Below are 23,033 nucleotides of genomic sequence, written 5' to 3'. Positions count from 1 at the left end.
AAATCGATTGACGGAATGACGATGCCCGCATTCTGTCCACACCCAGGCCATAGCGAAATTAGGTTTTTTGTCGTCGTGGGTTAGGCAAAAACTGGGGTGGGCGTCAGCCGGCGTGGCGCTGCATGTTGAAGACCCGCCATTGGCCGTCGTCGCCGTAACGCAGGGTGACCTTGAGCAAGCAGGCGCCCTCAAATTCCACGTCCACCTCGGGCATTTCCACGGCGCTGTTATTCCACCAGCGGCGCAGGCGATTGCCGTTGGTTTGTGGCGGGGCGGTCCATTCCACGCGGTCGACGGTGCAGAGTTGACGCTGCATCAGCGCGGCGAATTCGGCCGGCGTGCGACCAACGTACTCATTGCTCAGCGCCAGCGCCTGGGCTTTATCCAGCTGCCCCGCTTCGAGCAGCGTGATAAAGGCCTGAGCGCGGTCGACTGCCTCGACGGGGTAGTGCTCAGCCTTGGCCCACAGATAACCGCCGACCGGCAGGGCGACTATCACCCCTGCTGCCAGCAACCAACGTGTACTCATCAGCGCGACGATTGCGCCGTAGGCGACTCGTGCCAGGACGGTTTGATATACGGCTCTTCGGCACCCGACAGGGTAATGGCGAAGTGATTGAGCACACCTTCGGCGGTGTATTTGGGGAAGCTTGCGCACACGGCAATCACCGTCAGGCCCATGGCCATGGCACGGGCCGGCAAGGGGCGAATTTCCACACGGTCGACCAAGGCCAGAAAGGTGAGCGACCCCAGGCTGCCGATCAACGCACCGGCAACGGCTTCAGACACGGGGTGCACAGTGGGCGCGACGATGGTCACGGCGAAATACCAACCCCATACCATCGCCGCCAGCGCCACCGGCCAGCGCAGCAGCGGGCGCCATTGGCGCACCAACAGGCTCAGCGCTACCGGCAGCATCAGGCAGGCATTCATGGCATGGCCGCTGAACACGGCAATGTTGAAAGTTTCCAGGCCGTGGCCCCAGCCCTTGAATGCCACTTTGCTGATCATCACTGCACCGTAGGCGAGCACCACCACGGCCAGCCACAGCTGAGCCACACGGCGCGAGGCGCTGTAGTTCAGCCAGGCGGCGATCAACAACAACACCGGAATCATCACGGTAATGCCCATATAGGGCGTAATCGAAAAGCTGCTATTCACGTTATCCCTCACATACACACAGCCGCAGTCGGTCACTCGACGGCGGCGATTATTCTCGGCAGAACGCCACCCAGCAAGGGAAGTATCAGAAGTTTCTTATTAGAAGGGGGTGAAGCGGCTACGGTTGGAAAAGCAAATTTCACGCCGTGCTGAAGTGAGACCGGACGGTTGGCGGTTAGTTGCGGCCTCTCGTCGTCCCCGCTCGCGGCGGGGATGACGGAGTGTAGCCTTACAACGCCGCCGGTTGGGTGCGCGTCAGCTGCTCGAGGAGTTCCAAATCGGTGCTCATGCCCGAGGTTTCGCGGATCCGCGCCAGAATCTCACGTTTCAAGGTAAGAAATTCAGGCGACAGTTTCATGTCTTGATTGCGCTCGGCCGGCAGCGGCACGTCGTAGATGGTGTCGATACGCCCAGGGCGCGGCGCCATCAACACCACACGGCCGCCGAGGTAAATCGCCTCTTCCACGTCATGGGTGACGAACAGAATCGTGCTTTTCTCCAAACGGTGCACATGGCGAATCAGGTCGTGCATCACTTCGCGGGTTTGCGCATCCAGGGCGCCGAAGGGTTCGTCCATCAGCAGAATTTCCGGCTTGGGCATCAACGCGCGGGCAATCGCTACCCGCTGCTGCATGCCGCCGGAGAGCTGGTTCGGGTACGCCTGGTGAAACGCCGACAGGCCCATCAGATTAAGCAACGCATCGGCACGGCCGCTGGCCACCTCGATATCGGCGTCGCTTTTCACCGTGTCGGACACCACCTTGAGCTGGCGGCAGAACTTGATGTTCTGCATCACGTTCAGCCATGGGTACAGGCTGTAGTGCTGAAACACCATGGCGCGGTCGATGCCGGGGCCGTTTACGGCGCGGCCATCAAGCAGAATCTCGCCGCGGCTGTGCTGCTCCAGCCCGCCGATGCTGCGCAGCAGGGTGGACTTGCCGCAGCCCGAGGCGCCGACGAAGGTAATGAATTCGTTGCGCTGGATATCCAGGTTGATGTCTTGCAGGGCCTGCACGTCGCGGTTGCGGGTTTTGAAGACCTTGCTGACCTGGCGGATTTTTATCTTGGCATCGGTCATGGTGATTACCTCTTCAACCAGGGAAAGGCCACACGGCCGAGCCAGCGGAATGCCTGGTCGGTGAGCAGGCCGATAACGCCGATCAACAGGATGCCGGCGAAAATCTTGTCGGTTTGCATATAGCGCTGAGCTTTGAGAATGGCGTAACCCAGGCCCGAGTTGGCGGCTACCAGTTCGGCCACCACCAGGTAAGTCCAGGCCCAGCCACAGGTGATGCGCAGGGTGTCGAGCAACGCCGGACGGGCCGACGGCAGAATCACCAATTTCACAATCTCGCTGCGGCTGGCGCCCATGGTCTGCGCCGCTTCAATCTGCGCCATCGGCACCCGGCGTACGTCTTCGGCCACCATCAACACCATTTGAAAAAAGGTGCCGATAAAGATGATCAGAATCTTCGAGCTTTCATCGATGCCAACCCACAGCATCACCAGCGGGATAAAGGCCACCGCCGGCATGTAGCGGATAAAGTCGGTGAGCGGCTCCAGGAAGGCCTGCACCGGCCGGTAAGTGCCGATGTACAACCCCAGCGGCAGCGCAAACAGCGCCGAGAGCAGAAAGCCGGTCATCACCCGGTACACGCTGATGCCGATATCGGTCAGCAGGCCTTCATCGGTCCACCAACGGCCGACCCGCGCCAGCACCGCGTCGGGGCCGGGCATAAACATCGGGTTGGCCAGGCCTGCGGCGGTGTACGCCCACCAGACCAGCAACGGCAGAATCAGGCCGGCAGCGGCCAGGCCCCACACGGCACCGCGCGAGAGCTCGCCACGGATCACCCACCAGCTCGGGCGCGTGGGCTGCGCCGCCGCTTGGGGTTCGGGCAACGGTTGATGGGCGCTCATGACAAGGCCTCCTCGGGACGGGAAAAAATAGGATTCGTACGCCGGCGCCAGCCGCCCAGGGGCAGCACATGGCCGAGCTGCGCCAGGGTGTCGGCGGCGCACAGCTGCTCGACGTGGTCGGGGTCGATGCTGGCCGGCAATAACGCCTGGCCGATGCGCTCGGGAATGGTCGACAGCTCGATCTGCCACGGCTGCTTGCCATGATGATGGCGGCCGAACGACAGCTCGCACTCCAACAGATGTATCGGGCAGGCACCCGCTTCCAGCAGCGCCAGCAGGGAACCCGCCGGCGGCAGCGGTTTGTGCCGGCTGGCGGCAAACACAAAATAGTCGCCAGCCAGCAACAAGCAGCCCTGACGGCCATCGGCGGCCACCAGCCATTCGCCCCAGTTGCGGCCGATGGAGTGCGGCAGGCGCTCCCACACTTCGTGGTAGCTGCCGTCGAGGCCGTCTTCCAGCACCCGCTCAGAGTTTTCAAAGTGCATGGCGCCGATGTCTTCGCTGCCGCGCGGCGGCTGTACGTCGAACGCACGGTGCCAATGGCACAGCTCGGCACTGTCGGCCGGCTCGGTGATTTCGGTCACGCCGGCAAACCCGGCCTGGGTGATCAGCTCGCGCACGGTCTGCGGCGCCGGCAGCGGAATACGCAAGTCGGCAAACAGCCGTGCGGTTTGCAGCCAGTACACCTGGGTGCTGGTGTCGCGCACGCCGCTGGTGGTGGTCAGCAAGGTGCGCTGCCAAACGCCCAGATAGCGGTCGGGTACCGGGGCAGACGTTAGGGGTGAACCACTCATGACTGAAGCTCCGCGATCAGGCGCTGACTGTCGCACACCCGGCCAAACAACCCCCCTTCTACATCCACCATGGCCAACGCCGCCGCATGCAGTTCGGGATACCCCGAGCCGCAGGCATCGCTCACCAGCGTGCAGGCGTAACCCAGGTCCACGGCGCTGCGCAGCGTCGACGACACGCACACTTCCGTGGTGACGCCGGTAATCAGCAGATGACGGATGCCGCGATTGCGCAGCAGCAGGTCCAAATCCGTGCTGGCAAACGCGCTGTAGCCGGGCTTGTCGATCACCGGCTCGCCCGGCAACGGCTGCAGCTCATCGATCAGGTCATGGCCGAACTCGCCACGCACCAGCAAACGCCCCAGCGGGCCGGGGTGGCCAATCGGTGCACCGGCGTTTTCCGCACGCAGGCGTTTGGGTTCGGGCAAATCGCTTAAATCCGGCCGATGCCCTTCGCGGGTATGCAGCACCAGCAGGCCCTGGGCACGGGCGCAGGCCAGCAGGTTCTGGATGGCCGGAATCGGCGCACGCAGCAAACTGATATCCAGCCCGGCCTGATCGGCGTACCCGCCAGGCGCGCAAAAATCGCGCTGCATGTCGATGACGATCAGCGCCGTGCTCACAGGCGAAACTCCTTGCGCACTGCCTGGGCGATGCCTTGGGTGATATCGGCGGCCATGCGCGCGCCCTTTTCCGGCGTCGAGCCTTTGGCCGAAGACAGCACGCCGGAGGCCGGCACCCACTCCTTGCGGCTCGGGTACATGTCGTAGGGCGGGAAGTCGGCCGGTGGCTCGTCGGGAATCAGGTCGATGCGCACCAGGTTGGGCAGGTAATGCAGCATCAACGAGGTTTCGATAACGGCCGCATGTTCCAGGGCGAAACCCGGAAAGCCATTGGGGAACACCGCCGCCAGGGTTTCCTCGGTGCAAAAATCCCAGTGCTCCAGACGCATCACTTCGAGCTTCGTGTCTTTGCCCAACTCACGCATGGCGAGCTCGATGCCTTCGGTGACAAACCACTGGTTTTCGTAATGGCCGTCCACCAACACCAATCGGGTAACGCCGTGGCGGGCGAACTCGCGCACGGCGTCGCGCACCAGAGCGATCAGGGTTTGACCGTCGAGGCTGGTGGTGCCGCAAAAATGGTTGCCGCCACCGCATTTGGGCTGCGACTTGTAGCCGTACGACAGCGCCGGGGCCACCAGGCCGCCGACCTTGCCCGCCACGTCTTCACACAGCGCGCTGGCCAACAGGGCATCGGTGCCCAGCGGCAGGTGCGGACCATGTTGCTCGGTGGCGCCGCAGGGCAGAAATACCACGGGGGACAGCTCGCGCACCTGGCGCTCGTATTCCACCCAGCTGAGTTGGTCCATGCGTACTGTTGTCATCAAGAAGCCTCACAAGGTTGTTCGCGAATAGCCCGCGGTGGACGGGCAGCCAGCACGGCGGCGAGGGTCACCAGCGCGCCGCCGCACCATTCGCGCAGGCCGATATCACGGTCGCCAAACCAGGCACTGGTCAGCACCGCCACCACCAGTTCGACGACCACCAGCACCGAGGCGCGGCCGATCTCGACATGGCTAAAACCGTATTGCGCGGTGCTCATGGCCAGCAGCCAGAACAAACCGAACAGCAGCACCTGCCACCACAGCGTCAACGACATCGGCGGCAACGGCGTGCTTTGCAGTACACAAAACACTGCGCCAACCGCCGCACTGCCGAGGAACGCCACCACCGCCTTGCTGGCCAGCGGCACCTGGTCTGCGGCGCGGGTCACCAGGTTGTTCATGGCAAAGGCGAAGCCGGCGATCAGCGCCATCCAGTCGGCGCCGGTCAGCGGTTTGAAGGTGTCGCGGCTCAAGCCCAGCGTCAGCGCGATACCCGCCATCGCCAGCCCCAAAGCAAGCAACCGTTCGCCGCTGAGTTTTTCACCCAGCGCCAGCCAGCCGCCGAGCAGGCCCCACACCGGCGCCAGGTAAAACAGCAGCATGACCCGCACCACATCGCCTTCGGACAACGCGCCGACCAGACCGCCGGTACCAAACCCGCCCAGCACGCCGATGGCCAACAGCCCCCAGCGCTGCGACCACCAGGCCGCGCGCTGCCAGATCAGCACCGGAATCGCTAACACACACAGCAACCCGTAAGTCGCCAGCACCACCGGCATGCCGCTCAAACCCTGCGCGGCAAAATGGTGCAGCGGCATCCAGCCCAGCCCCCAAAGCACGGCGGCGAACAGCAGAATGCTTTCCGGTTTAAGCAGCAGCCTGATCATCCGCCCATCCACGCGCCGCCATTGGCGCCGAGCATTTGCCCCTGAAAAAAGCTGGCTTGTGGCGAGACCAAAAACAGCACGGCGGCGGCGATTTCTTCCGGGCGGCCGAGGCGGCCGGCGGGAATGGCGACTTCCTTGGCGATCATCTCGCTGCTCATGTTTTCCACGCTGACCATCGGCGTATCCACCGGGCCGGGCGCCACGCCGTTAATACGAATGGCCGGGGCGAATTCGCGGGCCAGGGATTTGGTCAGGCCGATCACCCCGGCCTTGGCTGCGCAATACGCCGCGTACTTTTCCCGGCCCAGTTGGCCGAGCTCGGAAGCGATATTGACGATGCTGCCCGAGCCGCGCGGCTGCATATGTTCCAGGGCGTGGCGGCAGCAGCGGTATACGGCGCTCAGGTCGACGCCCAGCAAGCTGGCCCAGTCGTCTTCGCTGGTTTCCAGAAACGGTTTTTCCAGAATGATGCCGGCGTTGTTCACCAGAATATCCAGGGCGCCGGCGGCAAAAATCTCTTCGAACATGACGGCCACTTGCGCAGCAGAACTGACATCCGCCTCTACCGCCCGCGCCCAGCCGCCGCCCGACGTAATACGCGCCACCAGGCCGGTGGCAGCCTGGGCCTGGCCAAGATGATTGATCCACACCTTGGCGCCCGCTGCCGCCAATGCCAGTACGGTTGCCCGGCCAATGCCGGTGGCGGCGCCGGTTACCAGGGCCACCTGGCCACTCAGAGGCAAGTCGCTCATCAGTGCATCACCTCGCCATGGCTGACCGACAGCGCTTGCCCGGTCAGTGGCAGGGCCAGGGCGCTGCCGAGAAACAGAAAGGTGCCGGCCAGGTCCGCCGGCGTGAGCAATTCCGGCACGGCCTGGGCGGCGAGAATAATCGCCAGCTCATCAGCCTCGCTGCGGCCGTTGGTATCGGCCATTACCTTGAGCGAGCGCATGGCCGCGTCAGTGCCGATCCAGCCGGGGCATACCGCGTTCACGCGGATATGCCGGGGGCCGAGTTCCCAAGCCAGCGAACGGGTCAAGCCGATCACCGCGTGTTTGCTCGCCACGTAAGCGCTAAACCCCGGCACACCCTTCAGGCCCCAAATTGATGCCTGATTGATGATGCTGCTGCCGGCCTTGAGCTGGCCTTGCAGGGCACGGGTCAGGCGCAGCATCGAGGCGACGTTGTTATCCAGCAGCGCCTGCCAGTGGGCATCGGCCTCGGTGCCGGTGTCGCTCAGCGGCGTGGCGTATTCGACGCCGGCGTTATTGATCAGCACATCGATCGGGCGCCCTTCGCGGCCGGCGGCAAATGCCGCGATGGCGGCGCTGTCGCTCAGGTCCAGGGTGCTGACCGTGACGGCGGTGAGGTTGTGCAACTCGTCCGCCACGGCGGCGAGCGCCTCACCATTGCGGTCGAGCAATTCCAGGCGCGCGCCCTGCTCGGCGAAGGCACGTGCCAGGCCCTTGCCGATGCCGCTGGCGGCGCCGGTGAGCAGCACGGTTTTGCCGGTGTAATCGAGGTTCATCGCTTATACCGCCGTCAGAAAAGACACGCCCACCGCGCCGTAAAAACCATCGGCACGCCGCTGTTGTTCGGGGGCCGCCACTTCGCCGTAGTGGTCATCGATCACCCGGCGCAGGCGGTGCTCGTGGAAGCTTTTCAGCAGCAGGTGCATGGGCAGCACTTGCGCGTAATCGCTGCCATACAGCTCGCGGTGCAAAGCCGGCAGGCGGTACCAGGGCGCCACCGGTTTTTCGTGGTGGGCGTTGTGGTACGAGAAATTCAGCAGCAGCAAGTTGAGCGCCGGCCAGCGTGCCGACACCACGTTGCTGTAGGTGTTGTGCTGCTCGTACACGCGGTCGCGCACCTTGTCGTTGGGGATCGCGCCGCCGTCTTCCAGCACTGCAAAGGCGTCGTAGGTGTGCTGGTAGGCATCGGCAAAACGCAGCACGGTGAGCATCAGCATCCAGGCCACGCAATAGAGCACCAGCGCCTTGAACGACACGGCGGCGAGCACGGCAAACAGCACCGAGCGGATGGCCAGGGTGAGCAACACTTTCTTGCGGTTGGCGCGGTGTTTTTCGTCCTGGGTGATAAAGGGCAACACCACCACGTAGTAATGCATCACCAGCTCGATGGCCGGGATATACGCCCACTCCAGCGCCAGAATGACTTTGCGCAGCCACACCGGGCAGGCGTTCATGAATACCTTGGTGTCGAAGGTGATCACGTCTGCGCGGTCGACGTGGTGGCGCATGTGTTTTTTGCGCAGGTACTGGAAGCCGGCGTAGCAACTGCCACACAGCCAGCTGCAGACCTCGCCGGCCCATTCATTGTGTTTGGGCTTGGCGAAAATGGTGCCGTGGGCGAATTCGTGAATCAGGTAGGCCGCGATGATCATCGCGTGCCCCAGCAATAGGGTGCCGAGCAGGTTCAACCAGAGGCTCGCGTTGAACAGCAGGGCGAAGCCGCCGATGTATGTGGCGAAGACGTAGGCGAACGCCAGGCTGTTAGGCAATTTGCCGTCGGCGTAGCGGAAAATTTGGGTCGACATTTTGGCTCCTCTTTAATCGGCGTTGCCATGGGTGCGCATGGCCTGCGCACCGGCAACGTGATGTCGTGTGCCTGCCTTACTTGGCCAGGGCTTCGACGAAGGACGCGTCAAAGGTGGTGGCGAAATCCGGGATGGTCGCGATTTGGCCGTTGTCTTTGAGCAGGGTGCCGATCACCGCGCCGCTACCGAAGAAGGAACTGGTGGCGTCGGATTTCTCGAAGTTCTTGCTCATTTCCGCCAGCGGAATGTTGTACACGCCGCTCATTTGCTCGGTGGCTTCCTTGGCGCTTACGCCCAGGACTTTGCCGATGATTTCAGCGGACTCTTCAGGATGGCTTTTGATATACGCCAGGCCGTCGACATAACCCTGCATCAGCGCGGTGATGGCGACTTTGCGTTTGGCGATGACCTTCTCGTCGAACACCAGCACGTCGGTGATCAGGCCAGGGGCTTCTTTGGAGGAATACACCACGTGGAACTTGTCGCCCGGCATGCCGAGAATCTGCGACACGTTCGGCTCGTAGGTCACACCGACCGGCAGGCTGCCAGAGGCCATGGCGCCGGGAATGCTTTCCGGGGTCATGTTGATTGGGTTGATGTCTTTCTCGGTCAGGCCGTTGGATTTCAGGGCATAGGCCAGCAGGAAGTCAGACGGCGACAGCGGGTTGTAGCCGACCTTCTTGCCTTTGAAGTCTTTTACCGAGGTGATGGATTTGTCGGCCACGATGGCATCGCCGCCGTTGGAGAAGTCGATGGGCATCACCACCTTCTGCTTGAGGCCCTTGGCGGTGCCGCCGACCACCTGGTCGTAGGTGAGCATGCCGCCATCCAGTGCGCCGCCGGCCATGGCGGTCGGCACTAACGCTGGGTCATTGAAGAACTGCAGTTCGACTTTGAGGCCATGGGCCTTGTACAGGTCGAGTTTGTCGGCGACATAAAACGGCGCGTAACCGGCCCAGACAACGGTACCGATTTTCAGGGTTTCAGCGGCTTGAGAGGCGATGGGCAAGAGGCTGGCAGCGGTGGCCAGGCAAGCCCCGAGCAGGCTTTTGCGCAACGAAGGAAGCTTGAAGCAAGACAACGGCGTGGTCATGGCAACACTCCTACACGTTAGAGAAACAGGCACGGGATGACATCACGTCTCCCGGGCTTTTCTCCCGCCGTGTAGCCCTACTCCTTAGGGCCGGAAAACTCTCGGACCAGCGTCCACGTGTGTGGACCGGAACCCTAGTTCGCCTCTGGTTACAGCTCCTGTGTGCCAAGCGTCATGAGCAGCTTTGTGACGGCGGTGCCGACGCGGATAACTCATCCCGTTCGGGAGGGATGTAGCAAGGTCGGTGCCAGGCGGGGGCGGGTTGGTGAAAACCGCGGGGATTCAAAGGGTTGGGTAGATCGCTCTGGTTGTTAGGCTGACGTTATGTGGCAATAGCGCACCAGGGGTTGGCAGGGGTGCTTGGTTTCAGTGCGCTTGAGTTGATGGGGTGTTCTTCTTTATCGCGGGTGCTGAGCGTTTTGTTTCGCGCCTTACGCGCGAGTTTCTTTTATCAGTCGCCATAAAAGAAACCAAAACGGCTTGCCCCTACCTGGGCCCTACGCTGCGCTTCGGGTCCCCTCCCTCCGTCGTCGCTCCAGGGGCCGGGCTGAGGGCCATCCATGGCCCCATCCCTCTCCGCGGCTCCCGGCCGCTACGACCCCCTACGCAACGACTACGCTCGGCCTGGCGCTAAAGGGGCGGGCGGATCAAAAGCCAGATCAAAAGCCAGATCAAAAGCTCGAGGCTGAAGCCTCTCCTACAAGTGACCTCATTACCCTGTGGGAGAGGCTTCAGCCTCGATTGCTTTCCCAAATATTGGGGCTGAATGTCGTCGAACGAGCAATGAAGGCGCGGCATGTTGAATAAATGCTGTGGGAAAAGTTGCACGCAGTTACCCTTGGGTTGCCAGCGTTCACAGGTCGCTCCATATTCATCCCGTCACTGCAAACTCAGTGACTGGGTGTGGAAGCCCATCGGAAATCTGGTGCACCAGCGCCACCAACTCAGCAGGCGCTTTTTTTTACCTGCTACGTTATGGCGGCTGTGCGTGGGATACCTTCGGGTATGCCGGTTGCCAGTTTTCCGGTCTTCCACCCCACGTACAGTCGCCACCATTCATGTGGAAGTGATGGTGTCGGCTCCTTTGATAACTGGAGTTTCATCATGACTACAACTGAAAGCACTAAACCCGTCACCCAAGCCGTCCAGTTCTGCAAAGCGGATGGCAAGGCGCTCTTACGCGTCAATGCAGGTGTGCCGGTGGGGTATGCGTTGGAGCAGGCGTCCATTCTGATGAAGTGTGTGGAATGGCTGATGCTCAATAGCTCCGGCAAAAGCGCCGAAGCCGATGCGGCGCAGTATCTCAATGAAATGGCCCGCGCCATGGTGGATGCCTGTCATCCGTCGCTGTAGGCGTTAGGCGAATAAAAAACGGGGCCTCCGTTCAGTTGGCCCCGTTTTTGTTGGTGTTCCTTAGCGTTTGCTTACGCTTGCTGGCGGGCTTTACCGGCGCTGTCGAGGCGGGTAAGGCAGCCTCGACTCGGTACTGACCTCGGCCGGATTCAGCCACTTGGTATCCACCCGTGCCCTGCATCACTTCCCAGCCTTTGCACGCCAACGCGATGTGATACGGGATGGGATTGGGGCCCGAGCTGTACGCGGTAATGGTGCGACGGGTGAGGTGCAGCGCTTCTGCCGCGCCGGTGAGCGACAAACCGTGGCGGTGCATCCATTCCTTGAAGGCACTTTTGGGCATAGCTTCACCGGCTTGCTCCATGGCCAATCGATACAGCGTGGAGGCGGACAGTTCGATATCGCCTGGCCACACCACGTCAAAACCCCATTCGCCTACTTGGGCCTGCTGGAACAGCGCCGCGTCGTGCAGGGGCGCCAATACGTCGAAGGCTCGTATCGATTCGGCCAGGTTCACGCTCAGTACGCGGCCGTCGCTCCAGGTAATGCGCAGTGATTGTTTGCCGGGCAGTGGCTCCACCGCAGCAACACGCAACTTACTGTTCATGCGTCGCTCCTGTAGTTCTGTTCATTCCAGACGCGGGTCAATGTGGCTTGGTTCTGCAGTGCCCAAGCCAGCGCCTCTTTCTGCGCCCGCTGGTTGGCGCCGTTGCGGCTCACCCTCAGAGGGAGAATTTCCACCAACGATTCACCGTCGGCCGTCTGCACATGGAAGTGCGGAGGCGGATGGTCGTTTGGGTAGATTTTGATCTTCCAGGCGCCGGTACTTTTTAATGTAGCCACAGTATTCCTGCTAGGGAAATTTTTTCCCTATTAGAAAGGCGGCAACGCTAAGGATCAACCTGCCAAAGCCAGCAGGGTCCGCAGGCAATCGGGGGAATTCGTGTGGGAAAAATAATAAGCGCCCGGCACCTTCCAACGCCCGGCACCAACAAAAACGGGGCCTTGAAAGGCCCCGTTGTGGTGGATCAGTGCGCTCAGGCGCTGTGCATCTGCTTGGGGTCGTTTTCCGCCAGCCAGGTGCTCAGGGCCAGGTTGATGCGCCGTTGCCAGTCGCTACCGGCGGCGCGGAAGGCTTCCAGTACTTGGGGGTCGAGTTGCAGCTGCACGTCTTCGTGGCGTGGCTCGACTCGCCGGCACGGTGGGGTTGCCAGGCGTTGTCTGGCTGCGGCAGCCGCTGCCTTGGGGTCGCCAAACAGCTCTTCGAGCAACTCGTCGGTGCTTTGTAGTTCAGTCATACATTTCCCTCTGCGTACCGCCGTGCCCGGCCGGGTCGCGTCAAATCGTCTATCCACAAGCGTGATCCAGAATTCTTCGTACCCGAGTGGGACTCACGCTTTGCGCCAGGAGTTCAGGTGAATCGATCCGCGGCGGGCAAAAACGTGAAGTGCTTAGCTAACCCAGTAAAGGCTAGGCGAGTACCAGCTTCAACATATCCATCAGCGCCTGCGGGCCGTAGGGTTTGCTGAGCAGGTGGATATCCGGGGTGAGCTGGTGGTTGCGCGAGATGATGTCGCGGGTGTGGCCGGAGGTGAACAGCACGGGGATGGCGGGCTTTTGCAGTTTGGCCCAGGCGGCCAGGTCGGCGCTTTTAACGGTGCCGGGCATCACTACGTCGGTGAATATCAGGTCGACATGGGCGCCGCTTTGCAGAACGTCCATCGCCGCATCGCCATTGGCGGCCAGCAACACATTGTAGCCCAGTTGCTGCAACAGCTCGTCGACGGTGCTGCGCACATCGGCGTTGTCTTCGACCACCAGAATGATTTCTCCGCCGGCCGAGGCTTCATCGCCGCCGGCCTGTACCGCGGGCTGCGCCTCCTCGGCCAGGGTGCTGCGCGGGAAGTACAGGTGCACGATACTGCCAAGCCCCAGCTGGCTGGTCATTTCGATATGGCCGCCGCTTTGTTTCACGAAGCCGAACACCATGCTCAGGCCCAGGCCGGTGCCGTGGCCGTTGGGTTTAGTGGTGAAGAAGGGTTCGAAGGCATGGCCCAGCACCTCGGCGCTCATGCCGCTGCCGGTGTCGGCGATGGACAGGTGCACGTAGTCGCCCACGCCGATTTCTTTGCCTTCGCAAAACGCGGCGTCCAGCATCACGTTATCGGCATGAATGCGGATGGTGCCCTCGCCGCGCATGGCGTCGCGGGCATTGAGCGCCAGGTTGAGCAGGGCGTTTTCCAGCTGGTTGCGGTCAACGTGCACGCTCCACGGCTCGGCCGTCAGTTGCAGGTCGATATGGATCATCTCCCCCAGTGCGCGCTGCAGCACTTCGCCCAGGCCGTCGTACAGGCTGGTAAGGCTGTACACCGCCGGCGACAAGGGCTGTTGACGGGCAAAGGCGAGCAGTTGCGAGGAAAGCTTGGCGCCCTTTTCCACTGCCGCCAACGCCGAGCTCAGGCGCCGTTGCACGTTGGTGTTGTCGGGCTCCTGGCGGGCGAGCAGGTGCAGGTTGGAGGCGATCACTTGCAGCAGATTGTTGAAGTCGTGGGCCACTCCGCCGGTAAGGCCGCCGATGGCTTCCAGTTTCTGCGCCTGGCGTAACCGCGCTTCGACGTCTGAGCGTGCCTGTACCTCCGCCGCGACCCGCTGCTCCAGCGTACGGGTCAGCTGTAGCAGCGATTCTTCCGCCACCTTGCGCTCATGAATATCGAAAATCAGGCCGGGAAAACGCAGCGGCTTGCCGGCGTCGTCGAACTCGCAACGCCCACTGGCCTGCACCCACAGGTATTGGCCATCGGGCCGACGAATACGGTACTCGGCGTTGTAGGGGCCACCTTGTTTGAGGGTGTATTGCACCAGCCGGTCGACGCGAGGGTAATCGTCAGGATGGATGACGGCATTGGCGCTGGAAATGGGCAGATTATCCAGCGGTTGGTCCAGCGGGTAAGAGAACGTGCGGGCAAAACGCTCGTCGCCGGAGAGCTGGTCGTTGGCCACATCCCAGACGAATGACCCTAACAACGCGCCCGCGTTGAGGGCCAGTTGCAAACGTTCATCGGCGGCATGAAAGGCTGTCTCGGCTTCGCTGCGCTGGCGCTCCGAAATAACCCGCGCGGTGATTTCCACCACGACGGCGATAACGCCGGCTGGCTCACCATTGTCGTCGCTCACGGGGCTGTAGTGCAGGTCAAGCCAGACCTCTTCCGGCCGGCCGTTGCGCAGCAGCACCAGCTCTTTGTTGGCGTAGGAAAGCGTACCGCCGGTAAGGCAGACATCGACGATATTGCGATTGAAGTCCGCTACTTCCGGCCAGCCCAGCTCAACGGGGGTGCCCAGCAAATAGGGATGACGGCCGCCAGCGAACTCGGCGTAGGCGTCGTTGTAGATCATGTAGCCGGGGCGATCCCAGAGCATCACCAGGGGAACGGGGGAAGCCAGCAGCATCTGCACATTGGTGCACAGGCTTTTCGACCAGGTGTCGATGGCGCCGAGGTCTGTGCTCGCCCAGTTAAACGCACGAATGCGCTCAGCCATCTCGCCACCCCAGCCAACGCACGCGTGGCTGTCCATTAGAAAAGACATCGTCCCACCCTACCCCGCAAACCTGCGCCCGCGCCCACGAGTGCCTGCGGGTTTGGAGCGCTACTACTGAGGAAAATTCAGAGAGTTTTTTCGGCCTCTGTGCCCGTTCGCCAATCTACCGCCAGGCGGTGTGTGTGGTGACTACCCGCCGCACTGCAACGGGCCTGAATGTAGGTATAGAACACCCGCTGCAGGCAGGGAATGTTAGGCGGGGCCACGCTGCAAAACCATCTGCCCGAGCGGCAATTCACGCACGCAGGTGCCTACTGAATCACACTGCTGCCGTTTGGCAGCGGCGGCGCATAAGACGCTCGCTTAGTGCTGGCACTTAATCGCGCAACGCCTTTTTAGGCGGTGGCGGCGCAGCGGAGGCCTGGGGGCGAACAATGGTGGCCGGAAGTACGGTCTTGCCATCTTCCGCCAGGGCCGGGCGCGAACGACCGGGTAATGGCTGGGGAGCTCTGGCAGTCATTTGCAGGTCCTCGGTTGTGGAGGGGAAAATTCTACCCATTGGACTTTTGTTGCGTCGATCACTAGAACTTCTGCCTTGAGTGGAGTCTCGGTCCCTTTATCGTCAAGCCAGCTTGGTTCCTGGAGAACGAACTGTCCAGCAGTTGGGCCAGCCGGCCATTCTGACGGCCATCCGTACAGCCGTCGCTCATCAGATAAATGCAAAACGACATACCGTGGATAACTGGTGAACGTGCTAAACCATTCCGAAGAGTAGGAGGTCTGAGCAGTGATCTTTCTTTTTCGGAGCAACCGATGAAGGTTGTCATTGTTAGCGATGTAACACGACCACAAACCAAGCAATACCGCCACAACAAATGAACACAAAGATTGCGCTACAGCGCCCCAATGGCCCACAGAGAAAACGCGATCGCCAAATCCGGTCAGCACCCAACCAAATGCGGCCACCAGCCCGTGAATGACAAAGGTAAAAATCAGCGCCTGCACAATCTGACCGAAGCTATCCGGACGCTTGAAGGGGGTCAGTGAATAAAAAATCCAGGCGGCAAGAAAGCCCGGAATCAGGTATTGCAGCAGCGGGATAACTTCCCTGACCAGATCGTCCATGACGCATTCCATCCAAAGCCACCAATGGATGTAACGTAGAGACTGACGCGGGTCGGCGAATAGCACCCCGGTCTGCGCCTGCCGTCTGAGTTCGCGTTGAGCGTTGGCAGACCATTCCCTGCGCCGATCCAGCTTTCTGGCGAATCCTCCCAACCTTCCCCACTTCTGGCGCTGGCTGACCTTCAACGCCGCCACTACCACCGCGATCACGCCAAGGATCCGCTGGGTATCTTCTCCCAGCGCGAACAGGCCCTGCGCCTTACTTCCCACCCCGCTGCAAACACCGGCGATAACGCTCATCCACCCGCTGGGCAAACCAGGCGGTGGTCAGGTTGCGGGTGATTTTCGGGCTTTTCAGGGTGATGCCCGGCAGGATCGCCCGCGGTACCGGTTTACCGGCGCGCTGGTCGGCGAGGCTGAACACATCGGCGTACAGGTCGGTGTCTTCAAACTCGAGGGTTTCGCCTTTTTCCAGGGCGCGGCGGATGGCGGTGTCGCTGAGGGCCAGGCGTTTTCCCAGGGTGCGTACGGCTTTTTCGGTGGAGCTGGGCAGTATCGAACCCGGCACCAGCACGTCGCCGTCCAGGGTCAGTTCGATGCCGCTCAGTTGGCTGACCGCGCGCTGAAAGGCGGCGTTGCGGCTGGCGTACCAGCCGGCGTTGAAGTCGGCGAAGCGGTACAGCGGCTCCGGGTAGTCAGCGGGGTAACCCAGCAGGTGCAGAGTGCCGAAGTACAGGCCGCCACGTCGGCTGAATACTTCCTGGCGCAAGGTGCCTTTATAGGAGTAGGGGTAACCGCTGGCGTGCTGTTCGGCAAAGGCGATGCTCACTTGCATGGGGCCGCCGGTGTGCACCGGGTTGAAGGTGCCGAACAGCTGGCCGCCCAGGGGCACCATGCCGATAAAGTCGTCGAAGATGGCGCTCAGCTGTTTTTCGCTGCGCACGGTGGCCAGGCGCTGGTTGTAGGTTTTGCCGGTGGACGATTGCAGCTCCAGCGCGGCGCTCACCAGAAAACCGGGAATATGCAGGCGCGCCGCGCGCCGATCGATTTCTTGCCGGGCGATTTTGCCCAGGCCTGGCACCTGCGGGTCGGCCTGGTAGGTGGACTCCTGCTCGGCCACCGCCAACACCGAGCACAGGTTGCGCGTACTGGCATCCAGTTGCTGGGTGGTAAAGGCCACCTGAATATCGGTGGCCCACCCCTGACGATCACTCACGGTGCCGGGCAGCAGCTTCACCACCGCGCTTTGAATGTCCGCCGGGCTGGGTTGTGGCGGCTGCACCGTGCGCGAGCCACAGCCGCTCAGGGCCAGGAAGGCAATCAGCAGCCACTCTGAGCGGATATAAGAAGACGGTGAGTTGAGTGACATAGGGCCTTCTACTGACAGCGGATCGTTGAGTTATAGAGGGGGGCGCAGTGAAGACAAGTTTCGGGGCTTGCCGGTTCGGTTGTGTTGAGGCGCGCGGGGAGTTTCACCATGAAATTCTGGGTCCCAGCCTGCGCTGGGACGACGAACGTCATGTGCGTTCGTCGGTTGCACCTTTTGCAAAAACGCTGCAAAAACGATCCATTTTGTAGCACCGAAAACCGTCGTAAACCCGGGACGCACCGGGCAGGTGCAGAAAGGTAACGCAGTGCGGAGGCCCGTCATCCAAGGCCTACATACCTTTAAGATAAAAAGGTTGCGCCTGGTTGCACCTTTGACTTTCAACGGGTTTAATCCACGCTGAATTTGCATTGCGCGATCTACTTCAGGATACCCCCCATGGCGACCACCACCCTCGGCGTAAAACTTGATGACGCTACCCGCGAGCGCCTCAAACTGGCAGCTCAGTCGATCGACCGCACGCCGCACTGGCTGATCAAGCAGGCGATCTTCAATTACCTGGAACAGGTAGAAGGCGGTCTGACCCCGCCGGAACTCTCCGGTGTCGCTGCCGCCCTGGGTGAAGAACCGCTGGAAGCCCTGACCGAACAAGGCCTGCAATGCTTCCTCGATTTTGCCGAAAGCATCCTGCCGCAATCGGTGCTGCGCGCTGCCATTACCTCCGCGTACCGTCGCCCCGAGCCAGAGGCGCTGGCCATGCTGTTGGAGCAGGCGCGTCTGCCGAAGGAACAAGCCGAGGCCACCAACAAGCTGGCCATGGGCATCGCCGAAAAACTGCGCAACCAGAAAAACGCCGGTGGCCGTCAGGGCCTGGTGCAGGGTTTGCTGCAGGAGTTTTCGCTGTCGTCGCAAGAAGGTGTGGCGCTGATGTGCCTGGCCGAAGCGCTGTTGCGCATTCCGGACAAAGCCACCCGCGACGCGCTGATCCGCGACAAGATCAGCAACGGCAACTGGAGCCAGCACCTGGGCAACAGCCCGTCGATGTTCGTCAACGCCGCCTCGTGGGGCCTGCTGATCACTGGCAAATTGGTCGCCACCCACAACGAGGCCGGCCTGGCCACCTCGCTTAACCGCCTGATCGGCAAAGGCGGCGAGCCGCTGATTCGCAAGGGCGTGGACATGTCCATGCGCCTGATGGGCGAGCAGTTCGTCACCGGCGAAACCATCGCCGAAGCGCTGGCCAACGCCGCCACCATGGAAAGCAAAGGCTTCCGTTATTCCTACGACATGCTCGGCGAGGCGGCCCTCACCGACGCCGACGCCAAGCGCTACCTGGCGTCTTACGAGCAGGCGATTCACGCCATCGGCAAGGCTTCCCACGGTCGCGGCATTTACGAAGGCCCGGGCATTTCCATCAAGCTGTCGGCACTGCATCCGCGTTACAGCCGCGCGCAGTACGAGCGGGTGATGGATGAGCTGTACCCGATCCTGCTGAGCCTTACGCAACTGGCCAAGCAGTACGACATTGGTCTGAATATCGACGCTGAAGAAGCCGACCGCCTGGAGCTCTCGCTCGACCTGCTCGAACGCCTGTGCTTCGACCCGACCCTGGCCGGCTGGAACGGCATCGGCTTTGTTATTCAGGCCTACCAGAAGCGCTGCCCGTATGTGATCGATTACGTCATCGACCTGGCCAAACGCAGCCGTCATCGCCTGATGATCCGTCTGGTGAAAGGCGCGTATTGGGACAGCGAAATCAAACGCGCCCAGGTCGACGGTCTGGAAGGCTACCCGGTGTATACGCGCAAGCCGTACACCGACGTTTCCTACATTGCCTGCGCACGCAAACTGCTCGCCGTGCCGGAAGCCATCTACCCGCAATTCGCCACCCACAATGCCCACTCGCTGTCGGCCATCTACCAGATCGCCGGGCAGAACTATTACCCCGGCCAGTACGAGTTTCAGTGCCTGCATGGCATGGGCGAACCGCTGTATGAGCAGGTGGTGGGCAAGGTGGCCGATGGCAAGCTGAACCGACCGTGCCGCATCTACGCGCCGGTGGGCAGCCACGAAACCTTGCTGGCGTATCTGGTGCGCCGTCTGCTGGAAAACGGCGCGAACACTTCGTTCGTTAACCGCATTGCCGACCACAGCATTTCCATCAAAGAGCTGGTGCTCGACCCGGTGCTGCAGATCGAGCAAATGGCCGCTGCCGAAGGTGGCCTGGGCCTGCCGCACCCGCGCATCGCCCTGCCGCGCGCCCTGTATGGCGACGCCCGCTTGAACTCCGAAGGCATCGACCTGGCCAACGAACACCGCCTGGGTTCGCTGTCCTCCGCGCTGCTGAGCAGCACCAATAACCGCTATGTGGCCCTGCCAATGCTCGGTTGCGATACCCCGGCGCCGGCCTCCGCCGAAGCGGTGAAAAACCCGGCCGACCGCCGCGATACCGTGGGCCATGTGAGTGAAGCCAGCGAAGCGGATATCAAAAGCGCCGTGCTGTGCGCCGTCTCCAGCGGCCAGATCTGGCAAGCCACCACGCCGGGCGAGCGCGCCGCCGTACTGGAACGTGCCGCCGACCAGATGGAAGCGGAAATGCAGCAGCTGATGGGCCTGCTGGTACGCGAAGCCGGCAAGAGCTTCGCCAACGCCATCAGCGAGGTGCGTGAAGCGGTGGACTTCCTGCGCTACTACGCCGCTCAAGCGCGCGACTTCTTCAGCAACGACAGCCACCGTCCACTGGGCCCGGTGGTGTGCATCAGCCCGTGGAACTTCCCGCTGGCGATCTTCTCCGGCCAGGTGGCTGCGGCCCTCGCGGCCGGCAACACCGTGCTGGCCAAACCGGCCGAGCAAACCCCGCTGATCGCCGCGCAAGCCGTGCGCATTCTGCTCGAAGCCGGCGTGCCGGGCGGCGCCGTGCAGTTGCTGCCGGGCCGTGGCGAAACAGTCGGTGCGCGGCTGATTGCCGATGAGCGTGTGCGCGGCGTGATGTTCACCGGGTCTACCGAAGTTGCCGGCATTATCCAGCGCAATATCGCCGGCCGTTTGGATGCCCAGGGCCGCACCATTCCGCTGATCGCCGAAACCGGCGGTTTGAACACCATGATCGTCGACTCCTCGGCCCTCACCGAACAGGTAGTGATGGACGTGCTGTCCTCGGCCTTCGACAGCGCCGGCCAACGCTGCTCGGCGCTACGCGTGCTGTGTGTGCAGGAAGATGTGGCCGAGCGCGTGATCGAAATGCTCAAAGGCGCCATGGCCGAATACAGCCTCGGCAATCCAGAGCGCCTGAGCACGGATATCGGCCCGGTGATCGACGCCGAAGCCAAAGCCGGCATCGAAGCGCATATCGCCGCCATGCGGGAAAAAGGCCGCAGCGTGTTCCAGGCCGCTCGCGCCAAAGCAGACGAGATCAAACGCGGCACTTTCGTGATACCCACCCTGATCGAGCTGGAGAGCTTCAGCGAGCTGCAACGGGAAATCTTCGGCCCGGTGCTGCACGTGGTGCGCTACCAGCGTGCCAACCTCGCCAGCCTGCTGGAGCAGATCAATGCCAGCGGCTACGGCCTGACCCTCGGCGTGCACACCCGCATCGACGAAACCATCGCCCAGGTGGTGAACAGCGCCAACGTCGGCAACCTGTACGTAAACCGCAATATCGTCGGTGCCGTGGTCGGCGTGCAGCCGTTTGGCGGTGAAGGCCTCAGCGGCACCGGCCCGAAAGCCGGCGGCCCGCTGTATATGTACCGCCTGCTGTCCACCCGCCCGCAAGATGCGGTGGCCAAGCAGCTGGGCGGTTCCAGCAAGTTGCCCGCCGAACAGAGCGACGCCCTGCAAGCCTTCGATAACTGGGCCGCGCAACAGGAACCCGATCTGGCCGCCCTCAGCGCCCTGTTCAACGAACTGGCGCAAAGCGGCAGCGTGCATGTGCTGGCCGGCCCGACTGGCGAGCGCAACACCTACAGCCTGCTGCCGCGTGAGCACGTGCTGTGCCTGGCCGAAGAACGTAGCGACCTGCTCGTACAGCTGGCCGCCGCGCTGGCGGTAGGCAGTCAGGTGATCTGGCAGGACCAACCGTTGACCCAGGAACTGTTCAACGGTTTGCCTAAAGAAGTGCAGAAACGCATCCAACAGGTGGCCGACTGGAGCACCAGCGAAACCGCCTTCGACGCCATCCTGCACCACGGCGACTCCGACCAACTGCGTGCCGTGTGCGAACTGGCAGCGCAACGCAAAGGCGCCATCATCGGCGTGCATGGCTTGAACAAAGGCGAGACGGATATTCCGTTGGAGCGGTTGCTGATTGAGCACGCGTTGAGCATCAACACCGCTGCGGCCGGTGGTAATGCCAGCCTTATGACTATTGGCTAATTCCCACCACCGTCATCCCAGCGCAGGCTGGGATCCAGAATCTTCAAGGAATACGTTCCTTGCGAACCTCTGGGTCCCAGCCTTCGCTGGGACGACGGGTGTTTTGTTTTGAACCCCGCGGCCTTTGGGCCGCACCCAGGCTCTGGTTCCCGGCGCCTGACCCCGGCCGACGCCGCACTCACCTGAGCTGCGGCTTACGCCACGCGCATCGCATCCGTTGCGAGGGCTATCCGCCCAGCGATGCGCGCCTTCCCTAGCGCACTTCGGTGCCCTGCGCCGGCTTACCCAGCCGGTGCGGGCTTTTAGGTTTCCTTGAAATCAACGACTGGCAGTCGGCTGCACCTGCGCCAACTCACCCTGCGCTTCAGCGTCGTTATTGAGCTTGGCCAAGCGCGCCGTCAGTTCAGCCAGTTGGTTGTCTTTGAGCACGATCAGGCGCTGCAATTTATCCAGCTGCGATTGCAGGTCGGCCACTCGGCTAGACAATTCTTCGCCTTCGCGACGGGCCTGGGCGAGTTCTTCCTGGGTGACGGCCAGGCGGTTGTCGGCTTCCTGCTTGGCGGCGGCTTTGCTGCCTTTGGCGCCGTCTTTGTGTTCGGCACGGCCGCTGCCTTGCTCGCCTACCAGGCTGAGCTTGTCGCTGGCTGTGGCGGCGGCCGGCGCGCTGCCGGCTTCGCTGCGTTTGCGCGCGTCCAGCTGGGCCAGGGCTTGAGTACGGTCAGTGGCGTGCAGCTGTTCGCGGTTAGGCAGTTGCAGGTTCTGCGCGCTTTTCAGGCGGTTGATATCGCCGTTGTTGAAGGCGTCCGGGTTCAGGCGCTGAATCGCCAGCATGGCCTGGTGCGGCGAGGCGTCGCCGCGAATAGCTTGGGCGATATCCCACAAGCGGTCGTTGTTACGCGTGCGGTATTGGCCGCCCGCTACCGGACCTTCAGCGTTCGGGCTAACCGCTGGTTTCGCAGCAACGGCGGGCGCGGCGGCAACCGGTGCCACGGCTTTCAACGCCGGCACGGCAGCGGCTACCGGTGCGCTCACCGGTGCCGGAGCGGCAAAAGCGTAGTTCGGAGGATCGATCAGCAGGCTGTATTCGCGCAGCTGCATACCGTCCGGCGAATTCACTTCCACCAGAAAATTAAGGTACGGCTCGGTGATCGGACGCGTGGTGGTCACGCGGATGATGCTCTGCCCTTTGGCATTGAGTTTGGTGTCGAACTGCAGCGCCAGAACGGCGCCATCGCGTTCGATGCCGGCTTTCTTGAACGCTTCGGGCGAGGCCAGGCGCACTTTCACTTCTTCGGCGCCAAGGTCACGCACACCCTGCAACTCGATCTGCGCCCGCAGCGGCTGGCTAAGGCTGGACAGCACCTGAGCTTCGCCAACGCTCAAGGCAAGGGCGGCGTTGGGCAGCAACGCTGTGGTGGCCAGGGCCAGAGCCGTCAGCAGGCGGGGATACTTCTTGAGCATGTCGGCTCTCCTTATCGTTAAACCACGCTGGGCGCGTGCGGCCGCGCATGATGGCGAGGTTGG

21 protein-coding genes and 1 riboswitch are annotated in these 23,033 nt (G+C 62.2%); of the genes, 2 read left to right on the top strand and 19 right to left on the bottom strand.

Annotated features, from left to right (window positions below):
- Window positions 1-103 precede the first annotated feature (103 nt).
- From AC0V2S_RS07795 to AC0V2S_RS07740, 12 genes are all read right to left on the bottom strand, one after another.
- Window positions 104-529, bottom strand: a complete 426-nt coding sequence (locus AC0V2S_RS07795; RefSeq protein ID WP_475509254.1) for a hypothetical protein — start codon at window positions 527-529, stop codon at window positions 104-106.
- Entirely contained in the window at window positions 529-1,161 is a 633-nt protein-coding gene (locus AC0V2S_RS07790) for a hypothetical protein (protein WP_475509253.1), read from the bottom strand. Before AC0V2S_RS07790 ends, AC0V2S_RS07795 begins: the two co-directional genes overlap by 1 nt.
- 229 nt (window positions 1,162-1,390) lie before the next feature.
- Entirely contained in the window at window positions 1,391-2,239 is an 849-nt protein-coding gene (locus tag AC0V2S_RS07785) for an ABC transporter ATP-binding protein (protein ID WP_475509252.1), read from the bottom strand.
- A gap of 5 nt (window positions 2,240-2,244) precedes the next feature.
- Window positions 2,245-3,081, bottom strand: coding sequence for an ABC transporter permease (locus AC0V2S_RS07780; protein WP_475509251.1), 837 nt, complete (start codon window positions 3,079-3,081; stop codon window positions 2,245-2,247).
- Complete coding sequence (locus tag AC0V2S_RS07775; RefSeq protein WP_475509250.1) at window positions 3,078-3,875, bottom strand: hypothetical protein; 798 nt, start codon at window positions 3,873-3,875, stop codon at window positions 3,078-3,080. Before AC0V2S_RS07775 ends, AC0V2S_RS07780 begins: the two co-directional genes overlap by 4 nt.
- A complete protein-coding gene (locus AC0V2S_RS07770; protein WP_475509249.1) occupies window positions 3,872-4,495 on the bottom strand; it encodes a cysteine hydrolase family protein in 624 nt (207 codons plus the stop codon). Before AC0V2S_RS07770 ends, AC0V2S_RS07775 begins: the two co-directional genes overlap by 4 nt.
- Window positions 4,492-5,259, bottom strand: coding sequence for a creatininase (locus AC0V2S_RS07765; protein ID WP_475509248.1), 768 nt, complete (start codon window positions 5,257-5,259; stop codon window positions 4,492-4,494). Before AC0V2S_RS07765 ends, AC0V2S_RS07770 begins: the two co-directional genes overlap by 4 nt.
- A complete protein-coding gene (locus AC0V2S_RS07760) occupies window positions 5,259-6,146 on the bottom strand; it encodes a DMT family transporter (RefSeq protein WP_475509247.1) in 888 nt (295 codons plus the stop codon). The genes AC0V2S_RS07765 and AC0V2S_RS07760 overlap by 1 nt, the downstream gene beginning before the upstream one ends.
- On the bottom strand, window positions 6,143-6,898 hold the full coding sequence (locus AC0V2S_RS07755; protein ID WP_475509246.1) for an SDR family NAD(P)-dependent oxidoreductase: 756 nt from the start codon (window positions 6,896-6,898) through the stop codon (window positions 6,143-6,145). The genes AC0V2S_RS07760 and AC0V2S_RS07755 overlap by 4 nt, the downstream gene beginning before the upstream one ends.
- A complete protein-coding gene (locus AC0V2S_RS07750; RefSeq protein WP_475509245.1) occupies window positions 6,898-7,674 on the bottom strand; it encodes an SDR family NAD(P)-dependent oxidoreductase in 777 nt (258 codons plus the stop codon). The genes AC0V2S_RS07755 and AC0V2S_RS07750 overlap by 1 nt, the downstream gene beginning before the upstream one ends.
- A gap of 3 nt (window positions 7,675-7,677) precedes the next feature.
- A complete protein-coding gene (locus AC0V2S_RS07745; RefSeq protein ID WP_475509244.1) occupies window positions 7,678-8,703 on the bottom strand; it encodes a fatty acid desaturase family protein in 1,026 nt (341 codons plus the stop codon).
- 76 nt (window positions 8,704-8,779) lie between these two features.
- The gene (locus AC0V2S_RS07740) at window positions 8,780-9,796 is read right to left on the bottom strand and encodes an ABC transporter substrate-binding protein (RefSeq protein WP_475509243.1); all 1,017 of its coding nucleotides are present in this window, start codon (window positions 9,794-9,796) and stop codon (window positions 8,780-8,782) included.
- Between the two features lie 46 nt (window positions 9,797-9,842).
- A riboswitch (guanidine-I (ykkC/yxkD leader) is annotated at window positions 9,843-9,945 on the bottom strand.
- Between the two features lie 955 nt (window positions 9,946-10,900).
- Between AC0V2S_RS07740 and AC0V2S_RS07735 the strand changes: the two genes are divergently transcribed.
- Entirely contained in the window at window positions 10,901-11,149 is a 249-nt protein-coding gene (locus AC0V2S_RS07735) for a DUF3077 domain-containing protein (RefSeq protein ID WP_475509242.1), read from the top strand.
- A gap of 31 nt (window positions 11,150-11,180) precedes the next feature.
- On the opposite strand, the gene AC0V2S_RS07730 is transcribed toward AC0V2S_RS07735, so the two are convergent.
- The 6 genes from AC0V2S_RS07730 to AC0V2S_RS07705 all read right to left on the bottom strand — a co-directional run bounded on the left by AC0V2S_RS07730 (window position 11,181) and on the right by AC0V2S_RS07705 (window position 17,180).
- Entirely contained in the window at window positions 11,181-11,756 is a 576-nt protein-coding gene (locus tag AC0V2S_RS07730) for a DUF2442 domain-containing protein (protein ID WP_475509241.1), read from the bottom strand.
- Window positions 11,753-11,992 carry a DUF4160 domain-containing protein gene (locus AC0V2S_RS07725; RefSeq protein ID WP_475509240.1) on the bottom strand — a complete coding sequence of 80 codons (240 nt, stop codon included), beginning with the start codon at window positions 11,990-11,992 and terminating at the stop codon, window positions 11,753-11,755. Before AC0V2S_RS07725 ends, AC0V2S_RS07730 begins: the two co-directional genes overlap by 4 nt.
- A 194-nt stretch (window positions 11,993-12,186) precedes the next feature.
- Window positions 12,187-12,447, bottom strand: a complete 261-nt coding sequence (locus tag AC0V2S_RS07720) for a BrnA antitoxin family protein (protein WP_475509239.1) — start codon at window positions 12,445-12,447, stop codon at window positions 12,187-12,189.
- A gap of 172 nt (window positions 12,448-12,619) precedes the next feature.
- The gene (locus AC0V2S_RS07715; RefSeq protein ID WP_475509238.1) at window positions 12,620-14,734 is read right to left on the bottom strand and encodes a hybrid sensor histidine kinase/response regulator; all 2,115 of its coding nucleotides are present in this window, start codon (window positions 14,732-14,734) and stop codon (window positions 12,620-12,622) included.
- A 468-nt stretch (window positions 14,735-15,202) separates the two neighbouring features.
- Complete coding sequence (locus tag AC0V2S_RS07710; RefSeq protein ID WP_475509335.1) at window positions 15,203-15,811, bottom strand: DUF6338 family protein; 609 nt, start codon at window positions 15,809-15,811, stop codon at window positions 15,203-15,205.
- Between the two features lie 259 nt (window positions 15,812-16,070).
- Window positions 16,071-17,180, bottom strand: a complete 1,110-nt coding sequence (locus AC0V2S_RS07705; RefSeq protein ID WP_475509237.1) for a DUF1615 domain-containing protein — start codon at window positions 17,178-17,180, stop codon at window positions 16,071-16,073.
- A gap of 396 nt (window positions 17,181-17,576) precedes the next feature.
- Here AC0V2S_RS07705 and putA point away from each other — a divergent pair, with 396 nt between their 5' ends.
- Window positions 17,577-21,509, top strand: coding sequence for a trifunctional transcriptional regulator/proline dehydrogenase/L-glutamate gamma-semialdehyde dehydrogenase (putA, locus tag AC0V2S_RS07700; protein ID WP_475509236.1), 3,933 nt, complete (start codon window positions 17,577-17,579; stop codon window positions 21,507-21,509).
- A 318-nt stretch (window positions 21,510-21,827) separates the two neighbouring features.
- Here the strand turns inward: putA and AC0V2S_RS07695 are convergent, their stop codons facing one another.
- Window positions 21,828-22,970, bottom strand: a complete 1,143-nt coding sequence (locus AC0V2S_RS07695; protein ID WP_475509235.1) for a type IV pilus assembly protein FimV — start codon at window positions 22,968-22,970, stop codon at window positions 21,828-21,830.
- Window positions 22,971-23,033 lie beyond the last annotated feature (63 nt).

This window comes from Pseudomonas sp. CC11G, from assembly GCF_056174845.1.
This window is presented reverse-complemented; position numbering and strand designations above follow the sequence as displayed.